At 72.5% G+C, this 23,527-nt stretch carries 22 protein-coding genes; 13 read left to right on the forward strand and 9 right to left on the reverse strand.

Annotation, left to right across the window (positions count from 1 at the left end; genetic code table 11):
- Positions 1 to 143: 143 nt before the first annotated feature.
- From EV284_RS25095 to EV284_RS25110, 4 genes are read left to right on the forward strand one after another with little or no spacing between them, the layout of a single operon-like run.
- Positions 144 to 1,007 carry an NTP transferase domain-containing protein gene (locus EV284_RS25095; RefSeq protein ID WP_242625833.1) on the forward strand — a complete coding sequence of 288 codons (864 nt, stop codon included), beginning with the start codon at positions 144 to 146 and terminating at the stop codon, positions 1,005 to 1,007.
- Entirely contained in the window at positions 1,004 to 2,395 is a 1,392-nt protein-coding gene (locus EV284_RS25100) for a molybdopterin molybdotransferase MoeA (protein ID WP_130337942.1), read from the forward strand. The genes EV284_RS25095 and EV284_RS25100 overlap by 4 nt, the downstream gene beginning before the upstream one ends.
- Positions 2,392 to 3,489: a potassium channel family protein gene (locus EV284_RS25105; RefSeq protein WP_130337944.1), complete on the forward strand. Its 1,098-nt coding sequence runs from the start codon at positions 2,392 to 2,394 to the stop codon at positions 3,487 to 3,489. The genes EV284_RS25100 and EV284_RS25105 overlap by 4 nt, the downstream gene beginning before the upstream one ends.
- A gap of 46 nt (positions 3,490 to 3,535) precedes the next feature.
- Positions 3,536 to 4,516, forward strand: coding sequence for an NAD(P)H-quinone oxidoreductase (locus EV284_RS25110; protein WP_130337946.1), 981 nt, complete (start codon positions 3,536 to 3,538; stop codon positions 4,514 to 4,516).
- 12 nt (positions 4,517 to 4,528) lie between these two features.
- On the opposite strand, the gene EV284_RS33025 is transcribed toward EV284_RS25110, so the two are convergent.
- Entirely contained in the window at positions 4,529 to 5,110 is a 582-nt protein-coding gene (locus EV284_RS33025; RefSeq protein ID WP_242625813.1) for a hypothetical protein, read from the reverse strand.
- A gap of 112 nt (positions 5,111 to 5,222) precedes the next feature.
- Here EV284_RS33025 and EV284_RS25120 point away from each other — a divergent pair, with 112 nt between their 5' ends.
- On the forward strand, positions 5,223 to 5,762 hold the full coding sequence (locus EV284_RS25120) for a bacterial proteasome activator family protein (protein ID WP_130337948.1): 540 nt from the start codon (positions 5,223 to 5,225) through the stop codon (positions 5,760 to 5,762).
- A 58-nt stretch (positions 5,763 to 5,820) separates the two neighbouring features.
- On the opposite strand, the gene EV284_RS25125 is transcribed toward EV284_RS25120, so the two are convergent.
- Positions 5,821 to 7,431, reverse strand: a complete 1,611-nt coding sequence (locus EV284_RS25125) for a protein kinase (protein ID WP_130337951.1) — start codon at positions 7,429 to 7,431, stop codon at positions 5,821 to 5,823.
- A 358-nt stretch (positions 7,432 to 7,789) separates the two neighbouring features.
- On the opposite strand from EV284_RS25125, the gene EV284_RS25130 reads away from it, so the two are divergent.
- The gene (locus EV284_RS25130) at positions 7,790 to 9,430 is read left to right on the forward strand and encodes a protein kinase (RefSeq protein WP_130337953.1); all 1,641 of its coding nucleotides are present in this window, start codon (positions 7,790 to 7,792) and stop codon (positions 9,428 to 9,430) included.
- Between the two features lie 69 nt (positions 9,431 to 9,499).
- Here EV284_RS25130 and EV284_RS25135 read toward each other — a convergent pair whose 3' ends face one another.
- Positions 9,500 to 10,516 carry a phosphotransferase gene (locus EV284_RS25135; protein ID WP_130338443.1) on the reverse strand — a complete coding sequence of 339 codons (1,017 nt, stop codon included), beginning with the start codon at positions 10,514 to 10,516 and terminating at the stop codon, positions 9,500 to 9,502.
- Between the two features lie 532 nt (positions 10,517 to 11,048).
- Here EV284_RS25135 and pdhA point away from each other — a divergent pair.
- The 3 genes from pdhA to EV284_RS25150 are packed head-to-tail and all read left to right on the forward strand — an operon-like array spanning position 11,049 to position 14,620.
- On the forward strand, positions 11,049 to 12,239 hold the full coding sequence (pdhA, locus tag EV284_RS25140; protein ID WP_130337955.1) for a pyruvate dehydrogenase (acetyl-transferring) E1 component subunit alpha: 1,191 nt from the start codon (positions 11,049 to 11,051) through the stop codon (positions 12,237 to 12,239).
- A 1-nt stretch (position 12,240) separates the two neighbouring features.
- The gene (locus EV284_RS25145) at positions 12,241 to 13,218 is read left to right on the forward strand and encodes an alpha-ketoacid dehydrogenase subunit beta (RefSeq protein WP_130337957.1); all 978 of its coding nucleotides are present in this window, start codon (positions 12,241 to 12,243) and stop codon (positions 13,216 to 13,218) included.
- Between the two features lie 10 nt (positions 13,219 to 13,228).
- The gene (locus tag EV284_RS25150; protein ID WP_130337959.1) at positions 13,229 to 14,620 is read left to right on the forward strand and encodes a dihydrolipoamide acetyltransferase family protein; all 1,392 of its coding nucleotides are present in this window, start codon (positions 13,229 to 13,231) and stop codon (positions 14,618 to 14,620) included.
- 88 nt (positions 14,621 to 14,708) lie between these two features.
- Here the strand turns inward: EV284_RS25150 and EV284_RS25155 are convergent, their stop codons facing one another.
- Positions 14,709 to 15,542 carry a Bro-N domain-containing protein gene (locus EV284_RS25155; RefSeq protein WP_130337961.1) on the reverse strand — a complete coding sequence of 278 codons (834 nt, stop codon included), beginning with the start codon at positions 15,540 to 15,542 and terminating at the stop codon, positions 14,709 to 14,711.
- A gap of 145 nt (positions 15,543 to 15,687) precedes the next feature.
- Positions 15,688 to 16,584 carry a D-alanyl-D-alanine carboxypeptidase gene (locus EV284_RS25160; RefSeq protein WP_130337963.1) on the reverse strand — a complete coding sequence of 299 codons (897 nt, stop codon included), beginning with the start codon at positions 16,582 to 16,584 and terminating at the stop codon, positions 15,688 to 15,690.
- Positions 16,585 to 16,794: 210 nt separating this feature from the next.
- On the opposite strand from EV284_RS25160, the gene EV284_RS25165 reads away from it, so the two are divergent.
- Both EV284_RS25165 and EV284_RS25170 read left to right on the forward strand, forming a co-directional pair.
- Positions 16,795 to 17,445: a GntR family transcriptional regulator gene (locus EV284_RS25165; protein ID WP_130337965.1), complete on the forward strand. Its 651-nt coding sequence runs from the start codon at positions 16,795 to 16,797 to the stop codon at positions 17,443 to 17,445.
- The gene (locus EV284_RS25170; protein WP_130337967.1) at positions 17,442 to 18,746 is read left to right on the forward strand and encodes an MFS transporter; all 1,305 of its coding nucleotides are present in this window, start codon (positions 17,442 to 17,444) and stop codon (positions 18,744 to 18,746) included. Before EV284_RS25165 ends, EV284_RS25170 begins: the two co-directional genes overlap by 4 nt.
- A gap of 163 nt (positions 18,747 to 18,909) precedes the next feature.
- Here the strand turns inward: EV284_RS25170 and EV284_RS25175 are convergent, their stop codons facing one another.
- The gene (locus EV284_RS25175; protein WP_242625814.1) at positions 18,910 to 19,644 is read right to left on the reverse strand and encodes a class I SAM-dependent methyltransferase; all 735 of its coding nucleotides are present in this window, start codon (positions 19,642 to 19,644) and stop codon (positions 18,910 to 18,912) included.
- Between the two features lie 63 nt (positions 19,645 to 19,707).
- Complete coding sequence (locus tag EV284_RS25180; protein WP_130337971.1) at positions 19,708 to 20,532, reverse strand: maleylpyruvate isomerase family mycothiol-dependent enzyme; 825 nt, start codon at positions 20,530 to 20,532, stop codon at positions 19,708 to 19,710.
- 199 nt (positions 20,533 to 20,731) lie between these two features.
- On the opposite strand from EV284_RS25180, the gene EV284_RS25185 reads away from it, so the two are divergent.
- A complete protein-coding gene (locus EV284_RS25185; RefSeq protein WP_130337973.1) occupies positions 20,732 to 21,526 on the forward strand; it encodes a carbon-nitrogen family hydrolase in 795 nt (264 codons plus the stop codon).
- 17 nt (positions 21,527 to 21,543) lie between these two features.
- Here the strand turns inward: EV284_RS25185 and EV284_RS25190 are convergent, their stop codons facing one another.
- Together EV284_RS25190 and EV284_RS25195 are read right to left on the reverse strand one after the other, a co-directional pair.
- Positions 21,544 to 22,038, reverse strand: coding sequence for an LURP-one-related family protein (locus EV284_RS25190; protein WP_130337975.1), 495 nt, complete (start codon positions 22,036 to 22,038; stop codon positions 21,544 to 21,546).
- 32 nt (positions 22,039 to 22,070) lie between these two features.
- Entirely contained in the window at positions 22,071 to 23,060 is a 990-nt protein-coding gene (locus EV284_RS25195) for a helix-turn-helix domain-containing protein (RefSeq protein WP_130337977.1), read from the reverse strand.
- A gap of 51 nt (positions 23,061 to 23,111) precedes the next feature.
- Here EV284_RS25195 and EV284_RS25200 point away from each other — a divergent pair, with 51 nt between their 5' ends.
- Positions 23,112 to 23,507, forward strand: a complete 396-nt coding sequence (locus tag EV284_RS25200) for a cupin domain-containing protein (RefSeq protein ID WP_130337979.1) — start codon at positions 23,112 to 23,114, stop codon at positions 23,505 to 23,507.
- Positions 23,508 to 23,527: the final 20 nt, after the last annotated feature.

A 23,527-nucleotide genomic window follows, 5' to 3' on the forward strand; every position in this document is an offset into this window, starting at 1 on the left:
TCCCGCCGGGCGGCATCCGCTCCCGAAGGCCCACCAGCCATACTCGAAGGGTGACCGACAACGCCCCGGCCGGCCCCCCGCCGGCCGCATCCTCCGAGTCCAGCGGGTCCGGCCCGGCGACCGGCGCACCGTACGACGCCGTCGTGCTGGCCGGCGGCGGGGCGCGGCGGCTCGGCGGGGCCGACAAGCCCGGTGTCCAGGTCGGCGGCCGGGCGCTGCTCGACCGGGTGCTTGCCGCCTGCGCCGACGCGGCCACCACCGTCGTCGTGGCGGACCCCCGGGCCACCGCCCGGCCGGTGCGCTGGGCGCGGGAGGAGCCGGCCGGGGGCGGTCCCGTCGCCGCGCTCGACGCGGGCCTGCGGCTCACCACGGCCGAGTACGCGGTGGTGCTCTCCGCCGACCTGCCGTTCCTCGGTGCGGACACCGTGCACCGGCTGCTGGCCGCGCTGCGGGACGGCGATGCCGACGGGGCGATGCTCACCGACGACGACGGCCGCGACCAGCCGCTGGTGGCCGCGTACCGCACCGCCGCCCTGCGCGGCGCCCTCGCGGCCCTCGCCGCCGGGCACGCCGAGCCGAGCGGGCACGCCGAGCGCGGCGGCCTGACCGGGCTGCCCCTGCGCCGCCTGACCGGCGCCCTGCGCCTGACCCGGCTCACCGACCCGCTGGCCTCCTTCGACTGCGACACCTGGGAGGACATCGCCCACGCCAGGGCACGGATCAGGGAGCATGGGCACGTGCTGAACGAATGGATCACCGCAGTCAAGAACGAGCTGGGCATCGAGCTCGGCGTCGACACCCGCGTCCTCCTGGACGCCGCCCGCGACGTCGCCCACGGTGTGGCCCGCCCCGCCGCCCCGCTCACCACCTTCCTCATCGGCTACGCCGCCGCCCAGGGCAAGGGCGACGCCGAGTCCATCGCGGAGGCGTCCGCCAAGGTCACTGACCTCGCCGCCCGCTGGGAAGCCGAGCACAGCGGGGGCGGGTCCGCCCCGGACGCCGGATGACCGCCTCCGGCACCCACGCGGGACCGCACGCCGGGCGCGGCGACGCCGAAGACCTCGACGTGGAAGAAGCCCTGGCACTCGTCCGCGCCCCCCAGAGCGACCGGACAGGCGGGACAGACCGGTCCGACCAGACCGGGCGGCCGGGCCACGCGCCCGCCCGCCCGGCCGGGCACGAGCACCCCCACCCCCGCGCCACCCCCTGGCCCGAGGCCCGTGCGGCCGCCGCCCGAGCCGCCCGCCGGGCCACCCGGCGCCCGCATGTCTCCGTCGCCCTGAGCGACGCCCTCGGCCTGGTCCTGGCCGCTCCCCTGGACGCGCTCAGCGACCTCCCTTCCTTCGACACCTCCGCGATGGACGGCTGGGCCGTCGCCGGACCCGGGCCCTGGCAGATCCGGGACGGCGGAGTACTCGCCGGACACGCGCCCCCCGAGCCCCTCACCGACGGCGAGGCGGTCCGGATCGCCACCGGTGCCCGTGTGCCCACCGGTGTCACCGCCGTCCTGCGCAGCGAGCACGGGCGCACCGGACCCCAGGACCGGCTGCACTCCACGAGGGAGATGAGCCACGGCCAGGACATCCGCCCGCGCGGCCAGGAGTGCCGCCGCGGCGACCAGTTGCTGCCCAGCGGCACCCTGGTCACCCCGGCCGTGCTGGGCCTCGCGGCGGCGGCCGGGTACGACACCCTCACCGTGGTCCCGCGCCCGCGCGCCGAAGTCCTCGTCCTCGGCGACGAACTCCTCACCGAGGGACTCCCGCACGACGGGCTGATCCGGGACGCGCTCGGCCCGATGCTGGCGCCCTGGCTGCGCGCACTGGGCGCCGAGGTCATCGCCGTCCGCAGGCTCGGCGACGACGCCAAGGCGTTGCGCAGGGCGATCACCACCTCCCGCGCCGACCTGATCGTCACCACCGGGGGCACCGCCGCCGGACCCGTGGACCACGTCCACCCCACGCTGGAGCGGATCGGCGCCGAACTCCTCGTCGACGGCGTCGGGGTGCGCCCCGGCCACCCCATGCTGCTGGCGCGTACCAAGGCGGACCAGCACCTGGTCGGGCTGCCCGGCAATCCGCTCGCGGCCGTCTCCGGTCTGGTCACGCTGGCCGAGCCGCTGCTGCGGACGCTGGCCGCCCACCCCGTGCCCGAGCCGTACCGGATGCCGCTGAGGGAAGCGGTGCAGGGGCACGCGCACGACACGCGGCTGGTGCCCGTGGTGCTGCGGGGGGAGCGGGCCGTACCGCTGCGCTACAGCGGGCCCGCCATGCTGCGCGGGATCGCCACCGCCGACGCGCTGGCCGTCGTCCCGCCCGGCGGGGCGGCCCAGGGTGCCGGACTGGAATTGCTGGACCTGCCGTGGGACACGGCCGGAATCGGGGTGTGTTTCACGTGAAACTTCCGGGCCATGACGCCATAGCCCGCCAGGCCGGCGAACATCTGGTGCCTTCGCGGGTGAAGCTGCCGAGGAAGGCGGTGGAACGCCCCATACGCCAGGTCGCCAAGCGCCTGGTCATGGCGCTGGTGGTGCTGGTGGCCACCGCGTTCGTGGTCTACGCGGACCGTAGCGGGTACCGCGACAACTCCGACGGTCCCGTCGACCTGCTCGACGCGTTCTACTACGCGACGGTCACCCTCTCCACCACGGGTTACGGCGACATCACCCCGGTCAGCGACGGTGCCCGGCTCATCAACATCCTCGTCATCACCCCGCTGCGCGTGCTCTTCCTGATCATCCTGGTCGGCACCACGCTGGAGGTCCTCACCGAACGCACCCGGGAGGAATGGCGTCTCAACCGCTGGAGGTCCACCTTGCGCGACCACACCGTCGTCATCGGCTTCGGCACGAAGGGCCGTTCGGCGATCCAGACCGTCTGCGCGACCGGGCTGAAGAAGGAACAGGTCGTCGTGGTCGACCCCAGCTCCAAGGCGATCGAGGCGGCCACGGCCGAGGGGTACGCCGGTGTCACCGGTGACGCGACCCGCAGCGAGGTGCTGCGGCGGGCGGAGGTGCACAAGGCGCGGCAGATCATCATCGCCCCCCAGCGTGACGACACCGCGGTGCTGGTGGCCCTGACGGCGCGCCAGCTCAACCGGAGCGCCAAGATCGTGGCCGCCGTCCGCGAGGAGGAGAACGCCCCGCTGCTCAAGCAGTCCGGAGCCGACGCGGTCATCACCAGCTCCGGAGCGGCGGGCCGGCTGCTCGGTCTCTCCGTGCTCAGCCCCGCCGCCGGCATGGTGATGGAGGACCTGATCCAGCAGGGCAGCGGCCTGGACATCGTGGACCGCCCGGTGGTCCGCTCCGAGGTGGGCCGCAGCCCGCGCGACACGGAGGACCTCGTGGTCAGCGTCGTACGCGGCCACCGTGTCCTCGGGTATGACGACCCGGCCGTCGGGGAGTTGCAGCTCACCGACCGGCTGATCACCATCGTGCGGGCCACCCCCACCGCGCACGTCGCCCCGCACGCGCGTCCGCTGCCGGGCGACTGAGCGGGCCGTCGGGCCCGCGGCACGGTCGGGGAGTAGCGTCGCGGGCATGCATGCGATCACGATTTCCGAACCCGGCGGGCCCGAGAACCTGACCTGGACCGAGGTGCCCGATCCGGTGCCCGGCGAGGGCGAGGTACTGGTCGAGGTGGTGGCCAGCGCCGTCAACCGGGCCGACATCATGCAGCGTCAGGGCTACTACGACCCGCCGCCCGGCGCCTCCGCCTATCCCGGCCTGGAGTGTTCCGGCCGGATCGCCGCCCTCGGCCCCGGTGTCTCCGGCTGGTCCGTGGGCGACGAGGTGTGCGCCCTGCTCTCGGGCGGCGGTTACGCCCAGAAGGTCGTCGTCCCGGCCGGGCAACTGCTGCCCGTGCCCAAGGGCATCGACCTGAAGCAGGCGGCGGCGCTGCCCGAGGTGGCCTGCACGGTCTGGTCCAACGTCTTCATGCTGGCCCACCTCCGGCCCGGCGAACTGCTGCTGGTGCACGGCGGTTCCAGCGGCATCGGCACCATGGCGATCCAGCTGGCCAAGGCCATCGGGGCGCGGGTCGCGGTGACCGCCGGGACCAAGGAGAAGCTGGACTTCTGTGCCGAGCTGGGCGCTGACATCCTGATCAACTACCGCGACCAGGACTTCGTCGCCGAGATCGAGCGGGCCACGGACGGCGAGGGCGCCGACGTCATCCTCGACAACATGGGAGCCAAGTACCTGGGCCCCAACGTGGAGACGCTGGCCGTCAACGGGCGCCTGATGATCATCGGGATGCAGGGCGGCACCAAGGGCGAGCTGAACATCGGCCTGCTGCTGGGCAAGCGCGGCGCGGTCAGCGCGACCTCGCTGCGGGCCCGCCCGCTGAGCGAGAAGGCGGCCATCGTGGCGGCCGTACGCGAGCACGTCTGGCCGCTGATCGAGTCGGGCGTCGTCCGTCCCGTCGTGGACCGCGAGGTGCCGATGACGGACGCGGCCGAGGGTCACCGGGTGGTGGAGGGCAGCGGCCACATCGGCAAGGTGCTGCTGGTCGCGCCGTAACCGCGACGACCCTCAGGTGCGGCGGATGCGCAGGCCCAGCCGGGCCAGCGCGAGGCCGAGGCCCAGCAGGACCAGGCCGCTGCCCAGGGGGAGGATGTGCGGCGCCCGCGCCGTGGTGCTCTCCCCCTGGCGTACGGCGGCGGGCCGCGAGGCCGGGGCGGAGGCGGCGGTCGGCGTGGGCGCGGCGGGGCTGTCGGCGGTCTCCGGCTCCTCCGGGTAGGCGGCCTCCGGGGTGGTGGGTGCGGCGCTGCCGGCCGGGTCCTGCGCCGGGTCGGGCAGCTCGGGGCGGCCCGGCCGCATCCGCCCCTCCCCGCCCCGGCTGCCGGCCCGCGCGGGCTTGGAGGCGGTGGGGGACGCCGAGGCGGTGTCGGCGGCGTTGCGGGCCCGCACGGCGGGGGCGGAGGAGCGGCCGGACGGGTTGGGCGAACCCGGCGGGGCGCTCTCCGCGCCGTACGCGGTCGCGGTGCCGTACACGGGCGCGGCCGTCGCCATCAGGACGAGCAGCACCCGCACCAGGCGGAGCGTGAGTCGCAGCCTTGGAGTCACGTCGGTGACCTCCGGGGAAATGCCGGGGAAGAAGGAATCCAGCCTCACATTTCATGGCGCACCCGGCATTCCGGGTTGGGCCGTAGGGGGCGGTACGCCGGATCACCGGCGCGCGGGGGTGCGGCGGTGATGGGGTGGGCGGGTGCGAGAGAATGACGGCATGGAGATGCCGAGGAACGAACGGTCGCCCGAGAACCCCCAGATCCTCGTCGTGGGCCAGGACGGGATGGCGCTCGGTGGCGGCACGGACGAGGGCTCCCGCGAGATCCCGGTGACGGACCAGGTGGAGCAGCCGGCGAAGGTCATGCGGATCGGCAGCATGATCAAGCAGTTGCTGGAGGAGGTGCGCGCCGCCCCTCTGGACGAGGCGAGCCGGGTCCGGCTGAAGGAGATCCACGCCAGCTCGGTCAAGGAGCTGGAGGACGGCCTCGCGCCGGAGCTGGTGGCGGAGCTGGAGCGGCTGTCGCTGCCCTTCACCGACGAGGCGACGCCGAGCGACGCCGAGCTGCGGATCGCCCAGGCCCAGTTGGTCGGCTGGCTGGAGGGCCTCTTCCACGGCATCCAGACCACGCTGTTCGCCCAGCAGATGGCCGCCCGCGCCCAGTTGGAGCAGATGCGCCGCGCGCTGCCGCCGGGCAGCGTCCCGGAGGGCCCCGAGGAGCAGCACACCGGCGGCCGCTCGGGCGGCCCCTACCTGTAGGCACGACGGACGGGAAGGGCCCGGCGGAAGAGATCCGCCGGGCCCTTTTCGTACCCGCCTACTGCGGCGGCTCGCCCGTGGAGACGTTCAGCGAGACCTCGCCCATGTTCTTCGGGTCGACATCCGTGCCCGGCGCGGGGAACTGGTCGAGGACCGTGCCGTCGCCCCAGGTGTTGTTGTCTTCCTTCTTCACCTTGTACTGCCAGCTCGCGGCCTGGAAGCACGCCTTCACGGAGTCGATGTTCTTGTACCGGAAGTCGGGCAGCCGGATCTTCTTCTCGTCGTTGTACGACTCCTGCGGCTCGGTGCACTCGGTGTCGTCGATCGTGCGCGAGGTGTCCGGGCCCCGGTAGCCGGCGGCGTGCGAGGAGGTGGAGGCGCGGGGGGAGCCTCCGCCGCCGCCCGTGGTGTCGTCCTTCTTGTTCATGTTGAGCGCGATCAGCAGACCCGCGATCAGCACCGCGGCCACCGCGACCGAGCCGATCAGCACCGGCTTGCTGTTCCGGCCGCCGCCGGTCCCGGAGGAAGGCACCGCGGTCGGCGGCTGGGCCCCGTAGGCGGGTGCCGGCTGGCCGCCGTACGCGGGCGGGGTCGGATAGCCGCCCTGCTGCGGGTAGCCGTAGGACGGGGGCGGGGTGCCGTACGGGTTCGGCGTCGGCTGGTACGGCTGCTGCACCTGGCCGGGGTGGGGCTGCGGGGCCGTGTGACCGACCGGCGGGAACACCGCCGAGCCCACGCCCGCGCCGCTCTGTGTCGGACCTGCGCCCGGCACGATGCTCGGCGCCGCCTGCTGGAGGGAGGCGGCCACCCGCAGGCACTCCTCGCGCATCGCCTCGGCGGTGGGGAAGCGTTCGCCCGGGTTCTTCCTCAGCGCGCGGGCCACCAGGGCGTCCACCGCCGGGGGCAGCGCCCGGTTGATCGAGGAGGGCGCGACCGGCTCCTCCTGGACGTGCGCGTAGGCGATGGCCAGCGGGGAGTCCGCGTCGAACGGCAGCCGGCCGGTGACGAGCTGGAACAGCATGATGCCGACCGAGTACAGGTCGGAGCGGGCGTCCACGCCGCGGCCGAGGGCCTGCTCGGGGGAGAGGTACTGCGGGGTGCCGACGACCATGCCGGTCTGCGTCATCGAGGTGACCCCGGACTGCATGGCCCGCGCGATGCCGAAGTCCATCACCTTGACCACGCCGCGCTTGGTGGTCATCACGTTGCCCGGCTTGATGTCCCGGTGGACCAGCCCCTTCTCGTGGCTGATCTCCAGCGCGGCCAGCACGTCCGCGGTGATCCTCAGGGCCTTGTCGGCGGGCATCGCGCCGAACTGCCGTATGTCGTCGGCGAGCACGGAGCCGAGCGGGCGGCCCTCGACGTACTCCATGACGATGTAGGGCATGCCGTCCGCTTCGTCCTCGCCGGTGTCGAAGACGGAGACGATGTTGGTGTGCGTGAGCTTGGCCACGGCCTGGGCCTCGCGGCGGAACCGCTCGCGGAACGCCTGCTCCCGGCCCAGCTCGGTGTGCAGGGTCTTGATGGCCACCTGGCGGTCCAGCACCGAGTCGTGGGCCAGGTGCACGGCGGCCATACCGCCCTCGCCGAGCAGGTCCTGGAGCCGGTAACGGCCGCCGGCCAGTGCCCGCCCCGTGTACCGGCCGCCCTGTGCGCCGTCCTGGCTCATCGTTCCGTGTCCCCCACTGGCCCGTCGGAGCCGTCATCGACCGGACACGCGCCGCGGGCACCTGTCTTGATCGAATGTGTCATTCCCGGCCAAGTCTGCCCGAGGGCACGGACACGTCAAGCCCGGTGCCCGTTCCGTGACCGTACGCGAAAGAAGCGTCGCGCAAGCGTTACAGCAGTCGTACGACCGGTGCACGGAATTTGCACGTGGGCCTGTGCTGCGGGTTTCATGGCCGGTCCGTCCTGGGCCCGTCCCGGTGCCGGATCGGGACCGGCGGCCACCGGCGAGGCTGTAGCGTGGCCGACGGAGTCCGTATCAACACCGCGCGCATCGCGGGCAGAAACGACGGCGAGGACCGATGGCACAGACGCACGGCGCCCAAGGCCCGTCCGACCCCGAGGCGGCGGCCGGCGGCGGCATGGCGGAGGCGCCGGAGAACTGGGGCAACGGCGGGCTCGTCGGCGACGGCCGCTACCGGCTCACCCACCGGCTCGGCCGGGGCGGCATGGCCGAGGTGTTCGCGGCCGAGGACGTCCGGCTCGGCCGCACGGTCGCGGTCAAGCTGCTGCGCGCCGACCTCGCCGAGGACCCCACCTCCAAGGCCCGCTTCACGCGCGAGGCCCAGTCGGTGGCCGGGCTCAACCACCACTCGATCGTCGCCGTGTACGACTCCGGCGAGGACCAGGTCAACGGCCAGGCCGTGCCGTACATCGTGATGGAGCTGGTCGAGGGCCGCACCATCCGTGAACTGCTGGTCGACGCGGACGCGCCGGGACCCGAGCAGGCCCTGATCATCGTCTCCGGGGTGCTGGACGCGCTCGCCTACTCGCACCAGCACGGCATCGTGCACCGTGACATCAAGCCCGCCAACGTCATCATCACCGACAACGGCGCGGTCAAGGTGATGGACTTCGGCATCGCCCGCGCCCTGCACGGCGCCTCCACGACGATGACCCAGACCGGCATGGTCATGGGCACCCCGCAGTACCTCTCCCCGGAACAGGCGCTCGGCAAGGCCGTCGACCACCGCTCCGACCTGTACGCCACCGGCTGCCTGCTCTACGAACTCCTCGCGCTGCGGCCCCCCTTCACCGGTGAGACCCCGCTGTCGGTGGTCTACCAGCATGTCCAGGACATGCCGGTGCCGCCCTCGCAGGTCACCGCCGGCTGCCCGCCCGAGCTGGACGGCCTGGTCATGCGCTCCCTCGCCAAGGAGCCGGACGACCGCTTCCAGACGGCCGAGGAGATGCGCGGCCTGATCCAGTACGGCCTGCAGATGCTGTACGACCAGGGCGCCCACTCCGGCACCTGGAACACCGGGCCGGTGGACGCCGCCGTGGGCGCGCCCACCCCGCCCGGCGGCTACGCGGGCACCACCGTGATGCCCCAGTCCGGCGGCTACGGCGGCGGCACCACGCAGATCCCGCAGCCGATCCTGCCGGGCGGGTACGGGAGCGGCGACGACGGCGGCTTCGAGGGCCACGGCAACAAGGGCAGCGGCCGGGGCAAGCTCCTGGTGCTGGCCGCGCTCGCCCTGGTGGCGGTCGTGGCCGGTGTCGCGCTCGCGCTGAACAACTCCGGCGGCGACGAGGGCAAGGGCACCAAGCCGACCCCGACGCACTCCCGGACGCACAAGGACGACAAGGCGTCCGAGACGCCGACCGACGACACCACCCAGCAGCCGACGGACAACCCGGCCACCCAGGGCGGCTCGGGCTGGAACGACGGTTCGAGCTGGACGCCCTCCAGCAGCCCGTCCGACCCCGGTACGACGGAGCCGTCGGACGAGCCGACCGACCAGCAGCCGAGCAAGCCGCAGCCGAGCAAGCCGCAGACCTCGCCGCCCGCGACGGGCAGCGCGGCCGGCGGCGGTACGGACGCGGGCACCACGGACGGCACGGGCGCGGGCGGCACCGACCAGGGCACCACGGCTGGTGCCGGCGGTGCGGACGCCGGTGCGGCGGCCGGGGCGGACGCGGGCGGCGCCGACGGCACTTGAAGGCCGACCCCGCCGGCCCCCGCAACGGGCCCGGACGGGCCGGCCGGCGGCTGACCGCTCTCGGGGCGCTCAGCTCGTGAAGGCGTCGCACACCGCGTCGTACTCCCGTGTCCACCACACCGCGAGCGCGGAGGCGGCCGGGAACTGGCAGTCGGCGCGGGTGTCCCCGCGCTCGTAGTGCCAGCGCAGCATCCAGAAGTCGTTCAGGCGCTCCCACCACACCCGGTGCACGGCCGCCGCCAGCTCCGCGGGGGTGGCGCGTGCCGCGCGCCGGTACGCCCGCGCGTACGCCCGCGCCTTGGGCAGGTCCAGCATGCCCGCTGGCCGTACGAAGAAGATCGCGGCGGCGCGTACGGCCTCCTCGGCGCGGGGCTGCACCCCCAGGCGGTCCCAGTCGACGATGGCGGCGGGGGTACCGCCCCGGTAGAGCAGGTTGAACGGGTGGAAGTCGCCGTGCACCCAGCCCACCGGGCCGCCGCGCGGCGGGCGGCGGTGGGTGTGCTGCTCCAGCAGCGACCGGCGTTCCAGCAGGCGGTGGCGGGCCAGGTCGTCGAAGGCGTCGGCGGGTCTGTGGCGGTGGACGTGGCCGAGCAGGTCGTCGATGAGGGTGAAGGTGTCGGCCGGGTCGGCGCTCTCCACCGGGTGCGGGCTCGTGGCCGGGCGGGTGCGCCCCTTGGGTGGCATCACGCGCTCCAGGCAGGCGTGCACGGCGCCCAGCAGCGCGCCCAGGCGCGCGCTCTCGGAGCGGGTGAGCTGACCGCCGTGCAGATGCCCGCCCTCGACCCAGGGGTGCAGGGCGTAGGCGTGCCCGCCGACGACCGCGACCGTACGGCCCTCGCGGTGGGTGAGCGGGGGGACGGCGGGGACACCGACCTCGGCGAGGCGCTGGGTGGCCAGATGGCGGCGCTCGATGGCGTCGGGGTCGGCGGTGTCGGGGTCGAAGTGGTGCTTGAGGAAGTACCGCCCCCGGGTGGTGCGCACCCGGTAGCCCCGGTTGAGCAGACCCTGGTCGACCGGTTCGCAGGCGAGGGCCGTACCGGCTCCGTACAGGGGTAACAAGGTGCCGAGCGGGGGCGCGTGGGGCACGACGGGTGGTACACGAAGGCGCTGCACGCGCCGATGCTAGGGCACGAAAAGACCCCGTGAGCTGGGGGTTGTCACAGGCAGTCGTCGGCGGTCGCATTCGGTCACCCGGCGTGCCCCGGTGAACGTCCCGGTGCACACGGAAGTGCAATTCGCGCGCGGCGCGAAAGAAATCCCCGCCCGTCCCCGGTGACGCGCCGGGACTCTTCCTTTGGGCTGGGTGGGCGGGATAACGTGCCGTTGCTCCGGCCTCCTGCAAGGCTGTGACCAGCGAACTTCCGGGCCTTGTCGATTTACTTGGATATCCAAGCAAAATCGCAGGTCAGGTGGGGTTTCACAGAAATGTGGAGCACTGGGTAACGTTAAAAGCCGCAGGCGCTCGCCGGGGCACCTGTCACGCCTGTTCCCGGCCGAGCGGCACCCACCCCGTGCCCGGTGGTCGAGAAGAGGTGGCCGCTCCCCCCGGCTCCGACCGAGCAAGGGGGAACCCAGGCTCACCGGCAACCCCGTGGGCCGGAACGACGGAGGAGCACACGTGACCGTGGAGAGCAGTGCCGCGCGCAAGCCGCGACGCAGCGCCGCAGGCAAGACCGGTACCGCCGGTACCGGGCGCAGCACCCGCAGCACCGCGAAGCAGGGCACCGAGCCGGAGCTGGTGCAGCTCCTGACGCCGGAGGGCAAGCGGGTCAAGAACGCCGAGTTCGACGCCTACGTCGCCGGCATCACCCCCGACGAGCTGCGCGGTCTGTACCGCGACATGGTGCTCACCCGCCGCTTCGACGCGGAGGCGACCGCCCTCCAGCGCCAGGGCGAGCTGGGCCTGTGGGCCTCGCTGCTCGGCCAGGAGGCCGCCCAGATCGGTTCCGGCCGCGCCACCCGCGAGGACGACTACGTCTTCCCGACCTACCGCGAGCACGGCGTCGCCTGGTGCCGCGGGGTCGACCCGACCAACCTGCTCGGCATGTTCCGGGGTGTGAACAACGGCGGCTGGGACCCCAACGGCAACAACTTCCACCTGTACACGATCGTCATCGGCTCGCAGGCGCTGCACGCCACCGGCTACGCGATGGGCGTGGCCAAGGACGGCGCGGACTCGGCCGTGATCGCCTACTTCGGCGACGGCGCGTCCAGCCAGGGCGACGTGGCGGAATCGTTCACCTTCTCCGCGGTGTACAACGCCCCGGTCGTGTTCTTCTGCCAGAACAACCAGTGGGCGATCTCCGAGCCGACCGAGAAGCAGACCCGCGTCCCGCTCTACCAGCGCGCCCAGGGCTACGGCTTCCCCGGCGTCCGGGTCGACGGCAACGACGTGCTGGCCTGCCTCGCCGTGACTCGCTGGGCGCTGGAGCGCGCCCGCAACGGCGAGGGCCCGACCCTGGTCGAGGCGTTCACCTACCGGATGGGTGCCCACACCACCTCCGACGACCCCACGCGCTACCGCCACGACGACGAGCGCGTCGCCTGGGAGGCGAAGGACCCGATCCTGCGCCTGCGTGCCTACCTGGAGTCCTCGAACCACGCGGACGACGAGTTCTTCGCGGAACTGGAGACCGAGTCCGAGGCGCTGGGCAAGCGCGTGCGGGAAGCGGTCCGCGCCATGCCGGACCCGGACCGCTTCGCCATCTTCGAGAACGTGTACGCGGACGGGCACGCGCTCGTCGACGAGGAGCGCGCCCAGTTCGCCGCCTACCAGGCGTCGTTCGCGGACGCTGAGGGGGGCAACTGACATGGCGGAGAAAATGGCTCTGGCCAAGGCGATCAACGAATCGCTGCGGCGCGCGCTGGAGACCGACCCGAAGGTCCTCGTCATGGGCGAGGACGTCGGCAAGCTCGGCGGCGTCTTCCGGGTGACCGACGGCCTCCAGAAGGACTTCGGCGAGGAGCGGGTCATCGACACCCCGCTCGCCGAGTCCGGCATCGTCGGCACCGCGATCGGTCTCGCCCTGCGCGGCTACCGCCCGGTGGTCGAGATCCAGTTCGACGGCTTCGTCTTCCCGGCGTACGACCAGATCGTCACCCAGCTCGCGAAGATGCACGCCCGCTCGCTGGGCAAGGTGAAGATGCCCGTCGTCATCCGCATCCCCTACGGCGGCGGCATCGGCGCGGTCGAGCACCACTCCGAGTCCCCCGAGGCGCTGTTCGCGCACGTGGCGGGCCTGAAGGTGGTCAGCCCGTCCAACTCCTCGGACGCCTACTGGATGATGCAGCAGGCCATCCAGAGCGACGACCCGGTGATCTACTTCGAGCCCAAGCGGCGCTACTGGGACAAGGGTGAGGTCGACCCCGAGCTGATCCCCGGCCCGCTGCACAAGGCGAGCGTGGCCCGCGAGGGCACCGATCTGACGCTGGCCGCGTACGGGCCCATGGTCAAGCTGTGCCTGCAGGTGGCCGACGCGGCCGCCGAGGAGGGCAAGTCCCTGGAGGTGCTCGACCTCCGCTCGGTCTCCCCGCTGGACTTCGACACCATCCAGACCTCGGTCGAGAAGACCCGCCGTCTGGTGGTCGTCCACGAGGCGCCGGTGTTCCTCGGCTCCGGCGCGGAGATCGCCGCGCGGATCACCGAGCGGTGCTTCTACCACCTGGAGGCCCCGGTGCTCCGGGTCGGCGGCTATCACGCCCCGTACCCGCCGGCGCGCCTGGAGGACGAGTATCTGCCGGGCCTGGACCGGGTGCTCGACGCCGTCGACCGCGCCCTTGCGTACTGAGGAAGGTTTCGTGACGACGATGACGGAAGCTTCCGTGCGCGAGTTCAAGATGCCGGACGTGGGCGAGGGGCTCACCGAGGCCGAGATTCTCAAGTGGTACGTGCAGGTCGGGGACACGGTCACCGACGGCCAGGTGGTGTGCGAGGTCGAGACCGCCAAGGCGGCCGTCGAACTCCCCATCCCCTACGACGGGGTGGTGCGCGAGCTGCGCTTCGCCGAGGGCACGACGGTCGACGTGGGTACGGCGATCATCGCGGTGGACGTGTCGGGCGGGGCGGCTCCCGAGCCGGCGCCGGCCGCGCCCGCCGAGCCAGCGCCGGCGCCCGCCGAGGCCGAGCCGCAGGGCCGTACGCCGGTGCTGGTGGGGTACGGCGTGGCCGCCTCCTCCACCAAGCGGCGCCCCCGCAAGGGGCCCGGGGTCGCGGTGGCCGCCGCACCGGCCGAGCTGAACGGGCACGGCCCCGCCGCTCCCGCTCCCGCTCCGGTGAGGGAGCGCCCGCTGGCCAAGCCGCCGGTGCGCAAGCTGGCCAAGGACCTGGGCGTCGACCTGGCGCAGGTCATCCCGTCCGGGCCGGACGGCATCATCACCCGCGAGGACGTGCACGCGGCGGTGGCTCCGGCGGAGCCCGTGGTGGAGGCCCCCGTTCCGGCCCCGGCCGCCATGCCCGCTCCCGCGCCCGCCGTGGCGGGGTACGACTCCGCGCGGGAGACGCGTATCCCGGTCAAGGGGGTCCGCAAGGCGACCGCGCAGGCGATGATCGGCTCGGCGTTCACGGCGCCGCATGTCACGGAGTTCGTGACGGTGGACGTGACGCGGACGATGAAGCTGGTCGAGGAGCTGAAGCAGGACAAGGAGTTCCAGGGGCTGCGGGTGAACCCGCTGCTGCTGATCGCCAAGGCCCTGCTGGTCGCGATCAAGCGCAACCCCGAGGTCAACGCGTCCTGGGACGAGGCCGCCCAGGAGATCGTGCTCAAGCACTACGTCAACCTGGGCATCGCGGCGGCGACTCCGCGCGGGCTGATCGTGCCCAACATCAAGGACGCGCAGGACAAGACGCTCCCGCAGCTGTCCGCGGCGCTGGGCGAGCTGGTGAGCACGGCCCGCGAGGGCAAGACGTCCCCGGCGGCGATGCAGGGCGGCACGGTGACCATCACCAACGTCGGCGTCTTCGGCGTCGACACCGGTACGCCGATCCTCAACCCCGGCGAGTCCGCGATCCTCGCCGTCGGCGCGATCAAGCTCCAGCCGTGGGTCCACAAGGGCAAGGTCAAGCCCCGCCAGGTCACCACCCTCGCCCTCAGCTTCGACCACCGCCTGGTCGACGGCGAACTCGGCTCCAAGGTCCTGGCCGATGTCGCGGCTATTCTGGAACAGCCGAAGCGATTGATCTCCTGGGCGTAGTGGGCCCTTTTGACCTGCGGAAATGCTGAGACCGTAAGCCCTGCTTACGGTCTCAGCCTCCAGAGAATTCTGAGACTGTGACTTCCAGTCACAGTCTCAGAATTTTCTCGCCGAGCACATAAACCGGCGCCCCGTCCTCGGCTCCGCCCCGGGACCGAATGCAAGCGTGCCGCCGCAGCATCCGCAGGCATTCATTGACCCGGCGCACGGTCAATCCGGTACGCGCCGCGATCGATCCGAGCGACTCCCGCAGCTCGCCCTTCTCCACGAGCACGGGTGCGATGACCACGGCCACTGTCCACACGTCCTCCGTCACGGACAACCGCTCGCGCCAGTCGGCCAGCAGGGAGGCGGTGGCGGCGGGCCCTCGGGCAGGGATGGCCGGGCGCAGGCCCAGCCCATCGATCCGGTCCGCGATCCGCACCATCGCCTCGGCCATCGCCGTCTGCGCGGTGAGCATCTCCCTTTGCAGCGCGAGGGATTGACGCTGTACGCCCGCCAACTCCTCGTCCAGCTGCAGGTTGTGCGCCTCCAGCCGGACGATGGCCTCCGCGACCTGCTCCGGCATGGAGTAGGCGACGGGAGCCCCCGGCGCGACGGGCTGTACCTCGGCCTCCTCCAGCGCGTAGAACCCCTCCCGCTGGACCGTCGCGATGACCTCCGCGACCCACTGCTTGAAGGGCGCGCAGGCGGGCTTGGTGCAGGCGTTGACGAGAAGGATCAGCCCCTGAAGGTCGATCAAGTTCATGTCTCGACGCCACTCCCGACCTGCGGGAACGCCGAGAGTGTAACCTCCAGTTAGGGTCTCAATCGTCTCTCGATGGGCATCCGGCACATGGTCCGAGAGAGCCTTGCTGGCGTTGCTGTGACCGAGCTTCCTGCACACGTCCACCGCCGGGAACCAGTGCGTCCCGTCCGGCATCGTCAGCCTCCGTACGCGGTCTCCGGTCGCCGCGTAGACGAAGTCGCTGATCCCGGTATACGGAAGGCGAGTTGGCGCAACGAGAAGGGCCCGTCCCGCACGGCGTGAACCGTACGGGGCGGGCCCTTCGCCGAAGCGGCGCAGCCTACTTCGTGAAGCCGTAGTTCAGGAGCTTCGTGGCGTCCGTGCCGCGCTGGGTGACGGAGGACGACGCGAGGACCGTGCCGATGACCGTCTTGCCGTTGCGGGTGGCGGCGAAGACGAGGCAGTACTTCGCCTCGGGGCCGGAGCCGGTCTTCACGCCGATGGTGCCGCTGTAGCTGCTCAGCAGCGTGTTGGTGTTGGTCCACGCCTTCATCGTGCGGGTGCTGCCGGTCTTGGTGACCGTCTTCGCCGTGTACGACTTGGTCTTGACGATCGCGCGGAAGTTGGCGTTCTTCATCGCGCTGCTGGCGATCTTCGTCAGGTCGCGCGGGGTCGAGTAGTTCGAGCCCTTGCCGATGCCGTCGAAGGAATCGAAGTGCGTGTTCTTCAGGTTGAGGGCCTTCGCGGCGGAGTTCATCTTGCCGAGGAAGGAGCTCACGCGCGCGGAGTGCGTGCTGCCCGAGCCGTACTTGTCCGCGAGGACGTACGCGGCGTCGCAGCCGGACGGCAGCATCAGCCCGTAGAGGAGCTGGCGGACGGTGACCTTGTCGCCGACGATCAGGCCGGCCGAGGACGCGTTGTTGGCGACGATGTAGTCGCTGGCGCCCTTGGGGACGGTGACCTTGGCGTCCAGGTTCAGGTTCGGCTGCGCCAGCACGACCTTCGCGGTCATGATCTTGGTCGTGGAGCCGGTGGAGCGGCGGGTGTCCGCGGCCTTGGTGTACAGCGACGCACCGCTGGAGTTGTTCATCACGTAGCCGCCCGCGGCCACGATCGAAGGCGCGGAAGCGGCCTGCGCGGGCGCTGCGGTGAGGGCACTGGTGGTGAGCAGCGCGCCGGACGCGACGGCGACGGCGGCGGCCCTGCGGAGGGAGGAGCCCTTGATGCCGGTAATCAAAGCGAAATACCTCGATTGTCTGAAATGCCCTGGGGTGCGGCCTAGTTGAGGTGCCCTGAAAGGAGGGCCGCACGTGAGTGACAAGTGAACGGCCCCCATGGTTGCACTCTCCGGGGAGGAAATTTCCGGCGCTCCGCTGACATCCCCTCAGTGGGTCCGCATGCTGGACCGCGCCGCCCCGCCCCCGCCTGTTGTATCTATCCTGTAGGCATGCAAACGGCCACCAGGCAGCCACCCGCCGCCGACCGCGTCTACACCCACGTCAAGCAGGGCGTCCTCGACCGCCGGTACGAGGGCGGCACCCTCCTCACCGAGGGCGAGCTGGCCGAGGCGGTGGGGGTGTCCCGTACCCCCGTCCGCGAGGCGCTGCTGCGGCTGGAGGCCGAAGGGCTGATCCGGCTGTACCCGAAGAAGGGCGCGCTGGTGCTGCCGGTCTCCGCGCAGGAGATCGCCGACGTGGTGGAGACCAGGCTGCTGGTCGAGGAGCACGCCGCCCGCAAGGCGGTGCCCGCGCCCCCCGCCCTGCTGGACCGGCTCGCCGAGCTGCTCCAGCGCCAGCGGGAGCAGGCCGCGGCGGGCGACTTCGCCGCCGCCGCCGTCACCGACCGCTGCTTCCACGCCGAGATCGTGCGCAGCGGCGGCAACGAGATCCTCTCCCGCCTCTACGACCAGCTCCGCGACCGCCAGCTCCGGATGGGCGTCGCCGTGATGCACTCGCACCCCGACCGGATCGCCAAGACGCTCACCGAGCACGCCGAGATCCTCGACGCGCTGCGCGCCGGGGACGCGGAGGCGGCGGTCGGGCTGGTGCACCGGCACGTCGGCTGGTTCTCCGGGCTGGCGCGCGGGGAGGTCCGGTGAACCGGCCCACGACCACCCTGCCGGGTGACCCCCCGGGCGGCCGCCGGGCCGTCGCCGTGTGGTCCATAGGCGTCGCGGTCTACTTCGTCGCCGTCATCTTCCGCACCTCGCTCGGCGTGGCCGGCCTGGACGCGGCGGACCGCTTCCATGTGAACGCCTCCGCGCTGTCGACCTTCTCCATCCTCCAGTTGCTCGTGTACGCGGGCATGCAGATACCCGTCGGCCTGCTGGTGGACCGGCTCGGCACGAAGAAGGTGCTGTGCCTGGGCGCGGTGCTGTTCACGGCCGGACAGCTCGGCTTCGCCTTCTCCCCCTCGTACGGCACCGCCCTCGCCTCCCGCGCGCTGCTGGGCTGCGGGGACGCGATGACCTTCATCAGCGTGCTGCGGCTCGGCACCCGGTGGTTCCCGGCCCGGCGCGGGCCCTTCGTGGCGCAGCTCGCCGGGCTGGTCGGTATGGCGGGCAACCTGGTCTCCACCCTGGTGCTGGCCCGCCTGCTGCACGGGCTCGGCTGGACCCCGGCGTTCGCGGGCAGCGCGCTCGCGGGTGTGGTCGTCCTGGTGCTGACGCTGCTGTTCCTCAAGGACCACCCCGAGGGCCACGAGCCGGAGCCCTTCCCGCACCAGGGTGCCGCCTATGTACGCCGGCAGATCGCGGAGGCGTGGCGGGAGCCCGGTACCCGGCTGGGGATGTGGGTGCACTTCACCACCCAGTTCCCGGCAATGGTCTTCCTGCTGCTGTGGGGGCTGCCGTTCCTGGTGCAGGCGCAGGGGCTCAGCCGGGCCACCGCGGGTGAGCTGCTGACCCTGGTCGTGCTCTCCAACATGGTGATCGGGCTCGTCTTCGGCCAGGTCGTCGCCCGGCACCACGCGGCCCGGCTCCCGCTGGCCCTCGGTACGGTCGCCGCGACCGCCGTCATGTGGGCGCTGACCCTCGCCTGGCCGGGCGCGCACGCGCCGATGGCGCTGCTGGTGGTGCTGTGCGTGGTGCTCGGCGCCTGCGGCCCCGCCTCGATGCTCGGCTTCGACTTCGCCCGCCCCGCCAACCCGCCCGAGCGTCAGGGCACCGCCTCCGGCATCACCAACATGGGCGGCTTCATCGCCTCCATGACCACCCTCTTCGCCATCGGGGTCCTCCTGGACGCCACCGGCGACGACTACTCCGTGGCCTTCTGCGCCGTCTTCGTCCTCCAGGCCCTCGGCCTCACCCAGATCCTCCGCCTGCGCGGCCGGGCGGCCCGCCGGGAGCGGGAGCGGCTGGTGGCGAGCAGGGTGGAAACGGTGCACGTGCCCGCGGCGTGAGCCTGCGGGGCTTCGGCGGGCCGGGTACGTCAGCCGGGCTGAGCTGCGACGCGGTACGCCGCCCGAGCCCTGCCGGCCTGCGGCCGGACCCGGGGTGAGGTTCCGCGCGGGTGCGGAACCTCGGGCCCCCTGGCTGGGTTCCCGCCGTCGCCACCCCGGGCGGTCAGGCGGTCCAGCCCCGCACCGGGACCAGCGTCAGGTACGCCATTCCCAGGATTCCCCGGTAGCTCATCCACTGGGCCCGGTGGCGGTCCAGGCGTTCGCGGACCTCGACCGCGTCCGGGTTGGCGGCCAGCCGCACTTCCTGGTCGGCCTGATAACCCGACTCGAACTCCTCCCACTCCGCGAGGGTGGCCGTCTCCGTCCACTCCGGGCGGAAGCCGGAGGAGACGGCGAGGTCCAGGAGGGCGGGGAGGGTGAGGTGGTCGGACTCGGCGGCGCCCGGCCACATGCCCGCCAGGTCGGCGGGAGTGGGCCTGCGGTCCCAGACGCCCTCGCCCAGGATGACCCGGCCGTGGTCGGAGACCAGGCGGCGGAGGGCGCGCAGGGCCTCAGCTGTGGGGCAGCCGGCGTCGGACAGGGCCTGGGTCGCGCCCAGGCAGAGGACCAGGTCGGCGGGGCCGCGGGCGGTGTCGCGGGCGGACCCCGCCAGAAAGGCCACCCGTCCCGTCAGGCCCCGCTCCTCGGCCGAGCTGCGGCCCCGGCCGAGGTCCGTCTCGTCGAGGTCGACGCCCGTGCCCCGTGCCTCCGGGACCGCCTCCAGAACCCGGAGCAGCATTTCGCCCCAGCCGCAGCCGATGTCCAGGACGGTGCCGGGGCGGTTCGCGGCGAGGCGGCCGACGATCGCGTCGGCGCGGGCGGAGGAGAGCGGGCCGTGGAAGGTGAGCCGAGTGGTCATGCCGGGGACCGTAACCGCGCCCCGGACCACCGGCATCCGATTAAAAGGCCGCGGCGTGGAAGGTCACGGCGTGACCGCGAAGTTCCGCAGGATCGCCGCCGTCAGGTCCGGGTCGCCCTCGGTCTTGACGCGGTCACCGGCCGCCTCGGCGCTGATCCGCCCGCAGGCCAGCCGGAAGTACGTCTCCCAGTCGAGGCTGAAGCTCGCGGCGGGCCCGAGCGCGGGTGCCGTCTCCAGCGTGCCCCGGCCCTGGATGTCGACGCGGATCGTGCGCAGGAACTCCACCGGCCCGTGCACGTCGAAGACGATCGCCGAACTGCGCGGCGCCTCGGCCTTCTTGGCGACCACCTTGGGCAGCCCGGCCAGCAGCAGATCACGGGCGACCAGCGCGCCGGGCGAGTCGAGGTTGCCCGGCCGCCCGAGGGCGGTGCGCAGATCCTGCTCGTGCACCCAGACGTCGAACGCCCGCATCCGCATGGCGAGTTCGAGGGTGATCTCCTTGCCCATCGGCCCCCGGACGATCGTGTCGGGCTGCCGGGACTCGTTGCGGATCTGCCGGTTGCGCCGGATCACCGTGTACTCCAGCTCCGACGTCATCTCCGGCGCCGTGTGATGGCGGCGCACGTCGACCTGCATCTCCATGTACCGCTGCGCCTCGTTGGTGACGTGGAAGAGGTCGCGGGGCAGCGCGTGGATCGGCCGGGGGTCGCCGAGCATCTCGCAGTCCAGCCCGATGACGTGGGAGACCACGTCCCGCACCGACCAGCCGGGGCACGGCGTACGCCGGTTCCACTCGGCCTCGGCCAGCGGGTTCACCAGCTCGGATATCGCGTCGATCGAGTGGTTCCAGGCGTCGGCGTAGGGCTGGAGGGTGGGATGCAGACTCACGGAACAGGACCCCTCGGCGGTCGGTACACGGGCAGAATCGGCGGCTGCACTGGGCGGGTGTCTGGAAACTCCCCCACGCTCTCGGCTTGCGCGAGGAGGGGGGACCCCCAAGTTACGCTGCTCCGATACCCCCCGGCAGTGCTTTCGTGTGACGATCGTAGGCCCGTGGGAACGACTCGAATGCCAGGACGGTGGTAGTGTGCGCGCCTCGCTGATCCAGATCCGTGTGGACGAGGGCGAATCCGTGGCCGAACGGCGTTCGCGCGCGGCGGACCTCGTACGCGCCGAGGCGGACGCGGACCTGGTGGTGCTGCCCGAGCTGTGGACCACCGGGGCGTTCGCCTACGACACCTTCGCCACCGAGGCCGAGCCGCTTCAGGGCCCCACCCACGAGGCGATGGCGCGCGCCGCCAAGGACGCGGGTGTCTGGCTGCACGCCGGTTCCGTCCCGGAGCGGGACCCCGACGGCACCCTCTACAACACCGCGCTCGTCTTCTCGCCCTCCGGCGAACTCGCCGCCGCCTACCGGAAGATCCACCGGTTCGGCTTCGACCAGGGCGAGGCCGTGCTGATGGGCGCCGGGCGCGAACCCGTCACCGTCCCGCTGCCCGGGACCACCCTCGGTCTCGCCACCTGCTACGACCTCCGCTTCCCCGAACTCTTCCGCACCCTCACCGACGCCGGCGCCGAGACCCTGGTCGTCTCCGCGGGCTGGCCCGAGCGCCGCCGCGCCCACTGGACGCTGCTGGCCCGGGCCCGCGCGGTGGAGAACCAGGCGTACGTCCTCGCCTGTGGAACGGCCGGTACGCACGCCGGAGTACCCCAGGCGGGTCACTCGATCGTGGTGGACCCGTGGGGCGAGGTGCTGGCCGAGGCGGGGCCGGACGAGGAGGTGCTCAGGGTGGAGTTCGACCCGGCGAAGGTCGTGGCCACCCGTGAGCAGTTCCCGGCGCTGAAGGACCGCGTCCTCGGCCTGGCGCCGCCCCGCCGCTGAGCCCCGGCCACCGGGCCTCAGTCGTCCTCCCGCTCCTTTTCCGCCAGGTGGATCACGCACACCGCCACCGCGATGAGCAGCGCCGGGTCGGCGTCGTCCCGTACGACGTCGACCCCGTAGGTGTCGCGGACGGTGAGCCACCGGCGGGAGATCACCGCGAGGAGTTCGCCCTGGTACTCGACGGCGAACTCGCGGTCCAGGATCTTGCCGCTGATGTCGAGTTCGGTGCCGTCGACCAGGTCGACGCGGTAGTGGTTGCGCAGCAGGGAGAGGCGCTTGCGGCGGACGGTGGCGAGGTCCTCGCCGTCCCGCTGGATCACCATGGTGTCGCGCAGGGCGAACATCTTCTGGTGGATGTCGATCAGGACGTTGCCCGCCGTGTCCTTCAGCTCGAAGGTGTCCCGCAGCCGCATGGCCTTGCCGTCGACGAGGAGGACCTTGCGGCCGTTCTCGTCCTCGATCCAGTAGTCGTCGCCGATGCCCAGCAGCCGGTCGCGCACGAGGAGTCTCATGGGTGAAGGGCTTCCCCGGCGGCCGGCGTTCCTCACCGCGAGCCGGGTCCGAACCGCTTCCGGTAGGCGGCGGGGCCGAGGCCGGTCTCCCGGCGCAGCCGCGCCCGCAGGTTGGCCGCGGTGCCCAGGCCGCTGCGGGCGGCGACCACGTCGAGCCTGGTCTCCCCACGCTCGATCAGCCGGCGGGCCAGCGTCACCCGTTCACCGGTGAGCCAGGCCAGCGGGGTGGTGCCGAGGCGCTCGCGGAAGCGGCGGTGCAGGGTGGCGGGGGAGACGGCCGCGCGGGTGGCGAGGTCGGCCACGGTGAGCGGTTCGCCGAGCCGCTCCTGTGCCCAGGCCAGCAGCGGGCCGAGCGAGCCGTCGGGCACCTCGGGCAGCGGACGTTCCACGAACTGGCGCTGGCCGCCGTCCCGGTGGGCGGCGAAGACCAGGCGCCGGGAGACCGTGTTGGCGATCTCGGCGCCGTGGTCCCGCTGCCACAGGTACAGCCCTAGGTCGAGCGCGGCCGCGCTCCCGGAGGCGGAGAGCACGTCCCCGTCGTCGACGAACAGCACGTCCGGCTCCAGCAGCACCTTCGGGTGCAGCCGCCGGAAGGTGTCGGCCCACCGCCAGTGGGTGGCGGCCCGGCGCCCGTCGAGCAGCCCGGCCTCGGCGAGCGCGAAGGTGCCGGTGCAGAAGCTCACGATCCGGGTGCCCCGCGCGTGCGCCCGCCGGATCGCCTCCCGTACGGGGGTCTCGCGCGGGACCACGGTGTCCGGGCGGCCGGGCACGATCAGGGTGTCCGCGCCGTCCACCGCGTCCAGCCCGGCCAGGCCGGTCAGGGTGAAGAAGCCGTGGTTCATCCGCACCTCGCTGGTCGGCGCGCACACCGTGACCTCGTACAGCGGGACGGAGAGGCCGAGTTCGGGGCGGGGCAGGCCGAACAGCTCGGTGGCGACACCGACCTCGAACGGGTTGGTGCCGGCGTCCACCAGCACGGTGACCCGGTGGGTGCGCGGCACCTGCGAGGAATCTTGCGCCATGTGCGATTCCTAGCACTCGTACGGGCCGCCCGCACACCCCACGATGAGCACATGGCAACCGAACAGCCCCGCTCCCTCCCCGACGTCCTCGCCTCCTTCAGCGACCGCTGGAGCCCCCGTATCGTCGCGTCGGTCAACGACTACGACGTGCGCGTGGCCAAGGTGGAGGGCGAGCACCTCTGGCACGCGCACGACGACACCGACGAGTTCTTCCTCGTCCTGACCGGCGAGCTCCACATCGCGCTGCGCGAGCCGGCCGGTGAGCGCACGGTCGTCCTGCGCCAGGGCTCGGTCTTCACCGTCCCGCGCGGCACCGAGCACAAGCCGTACGCCCCCGTCCCCACCGAGATCCTGCTCCTTGAGCCCACCGGCACCCTGAGTGTGGGCGACCGGCACGAAGAGGTCCCGGACCATGTGGACGCCACCACCGGGCACACCCTGGACTGAGGGCCGCGCCTCCGGGTGGC

The organism is Streptomyces sp. BK022 (assembly GCF_004217355.1).
GTDB classification, from domain to species: domain Bacteria; phylum Actinomycetota; class Actinomycetes; order Streptomycetales; family Streptomycetaceae; genus Streptomyces; species Streptomyces griseoluteus.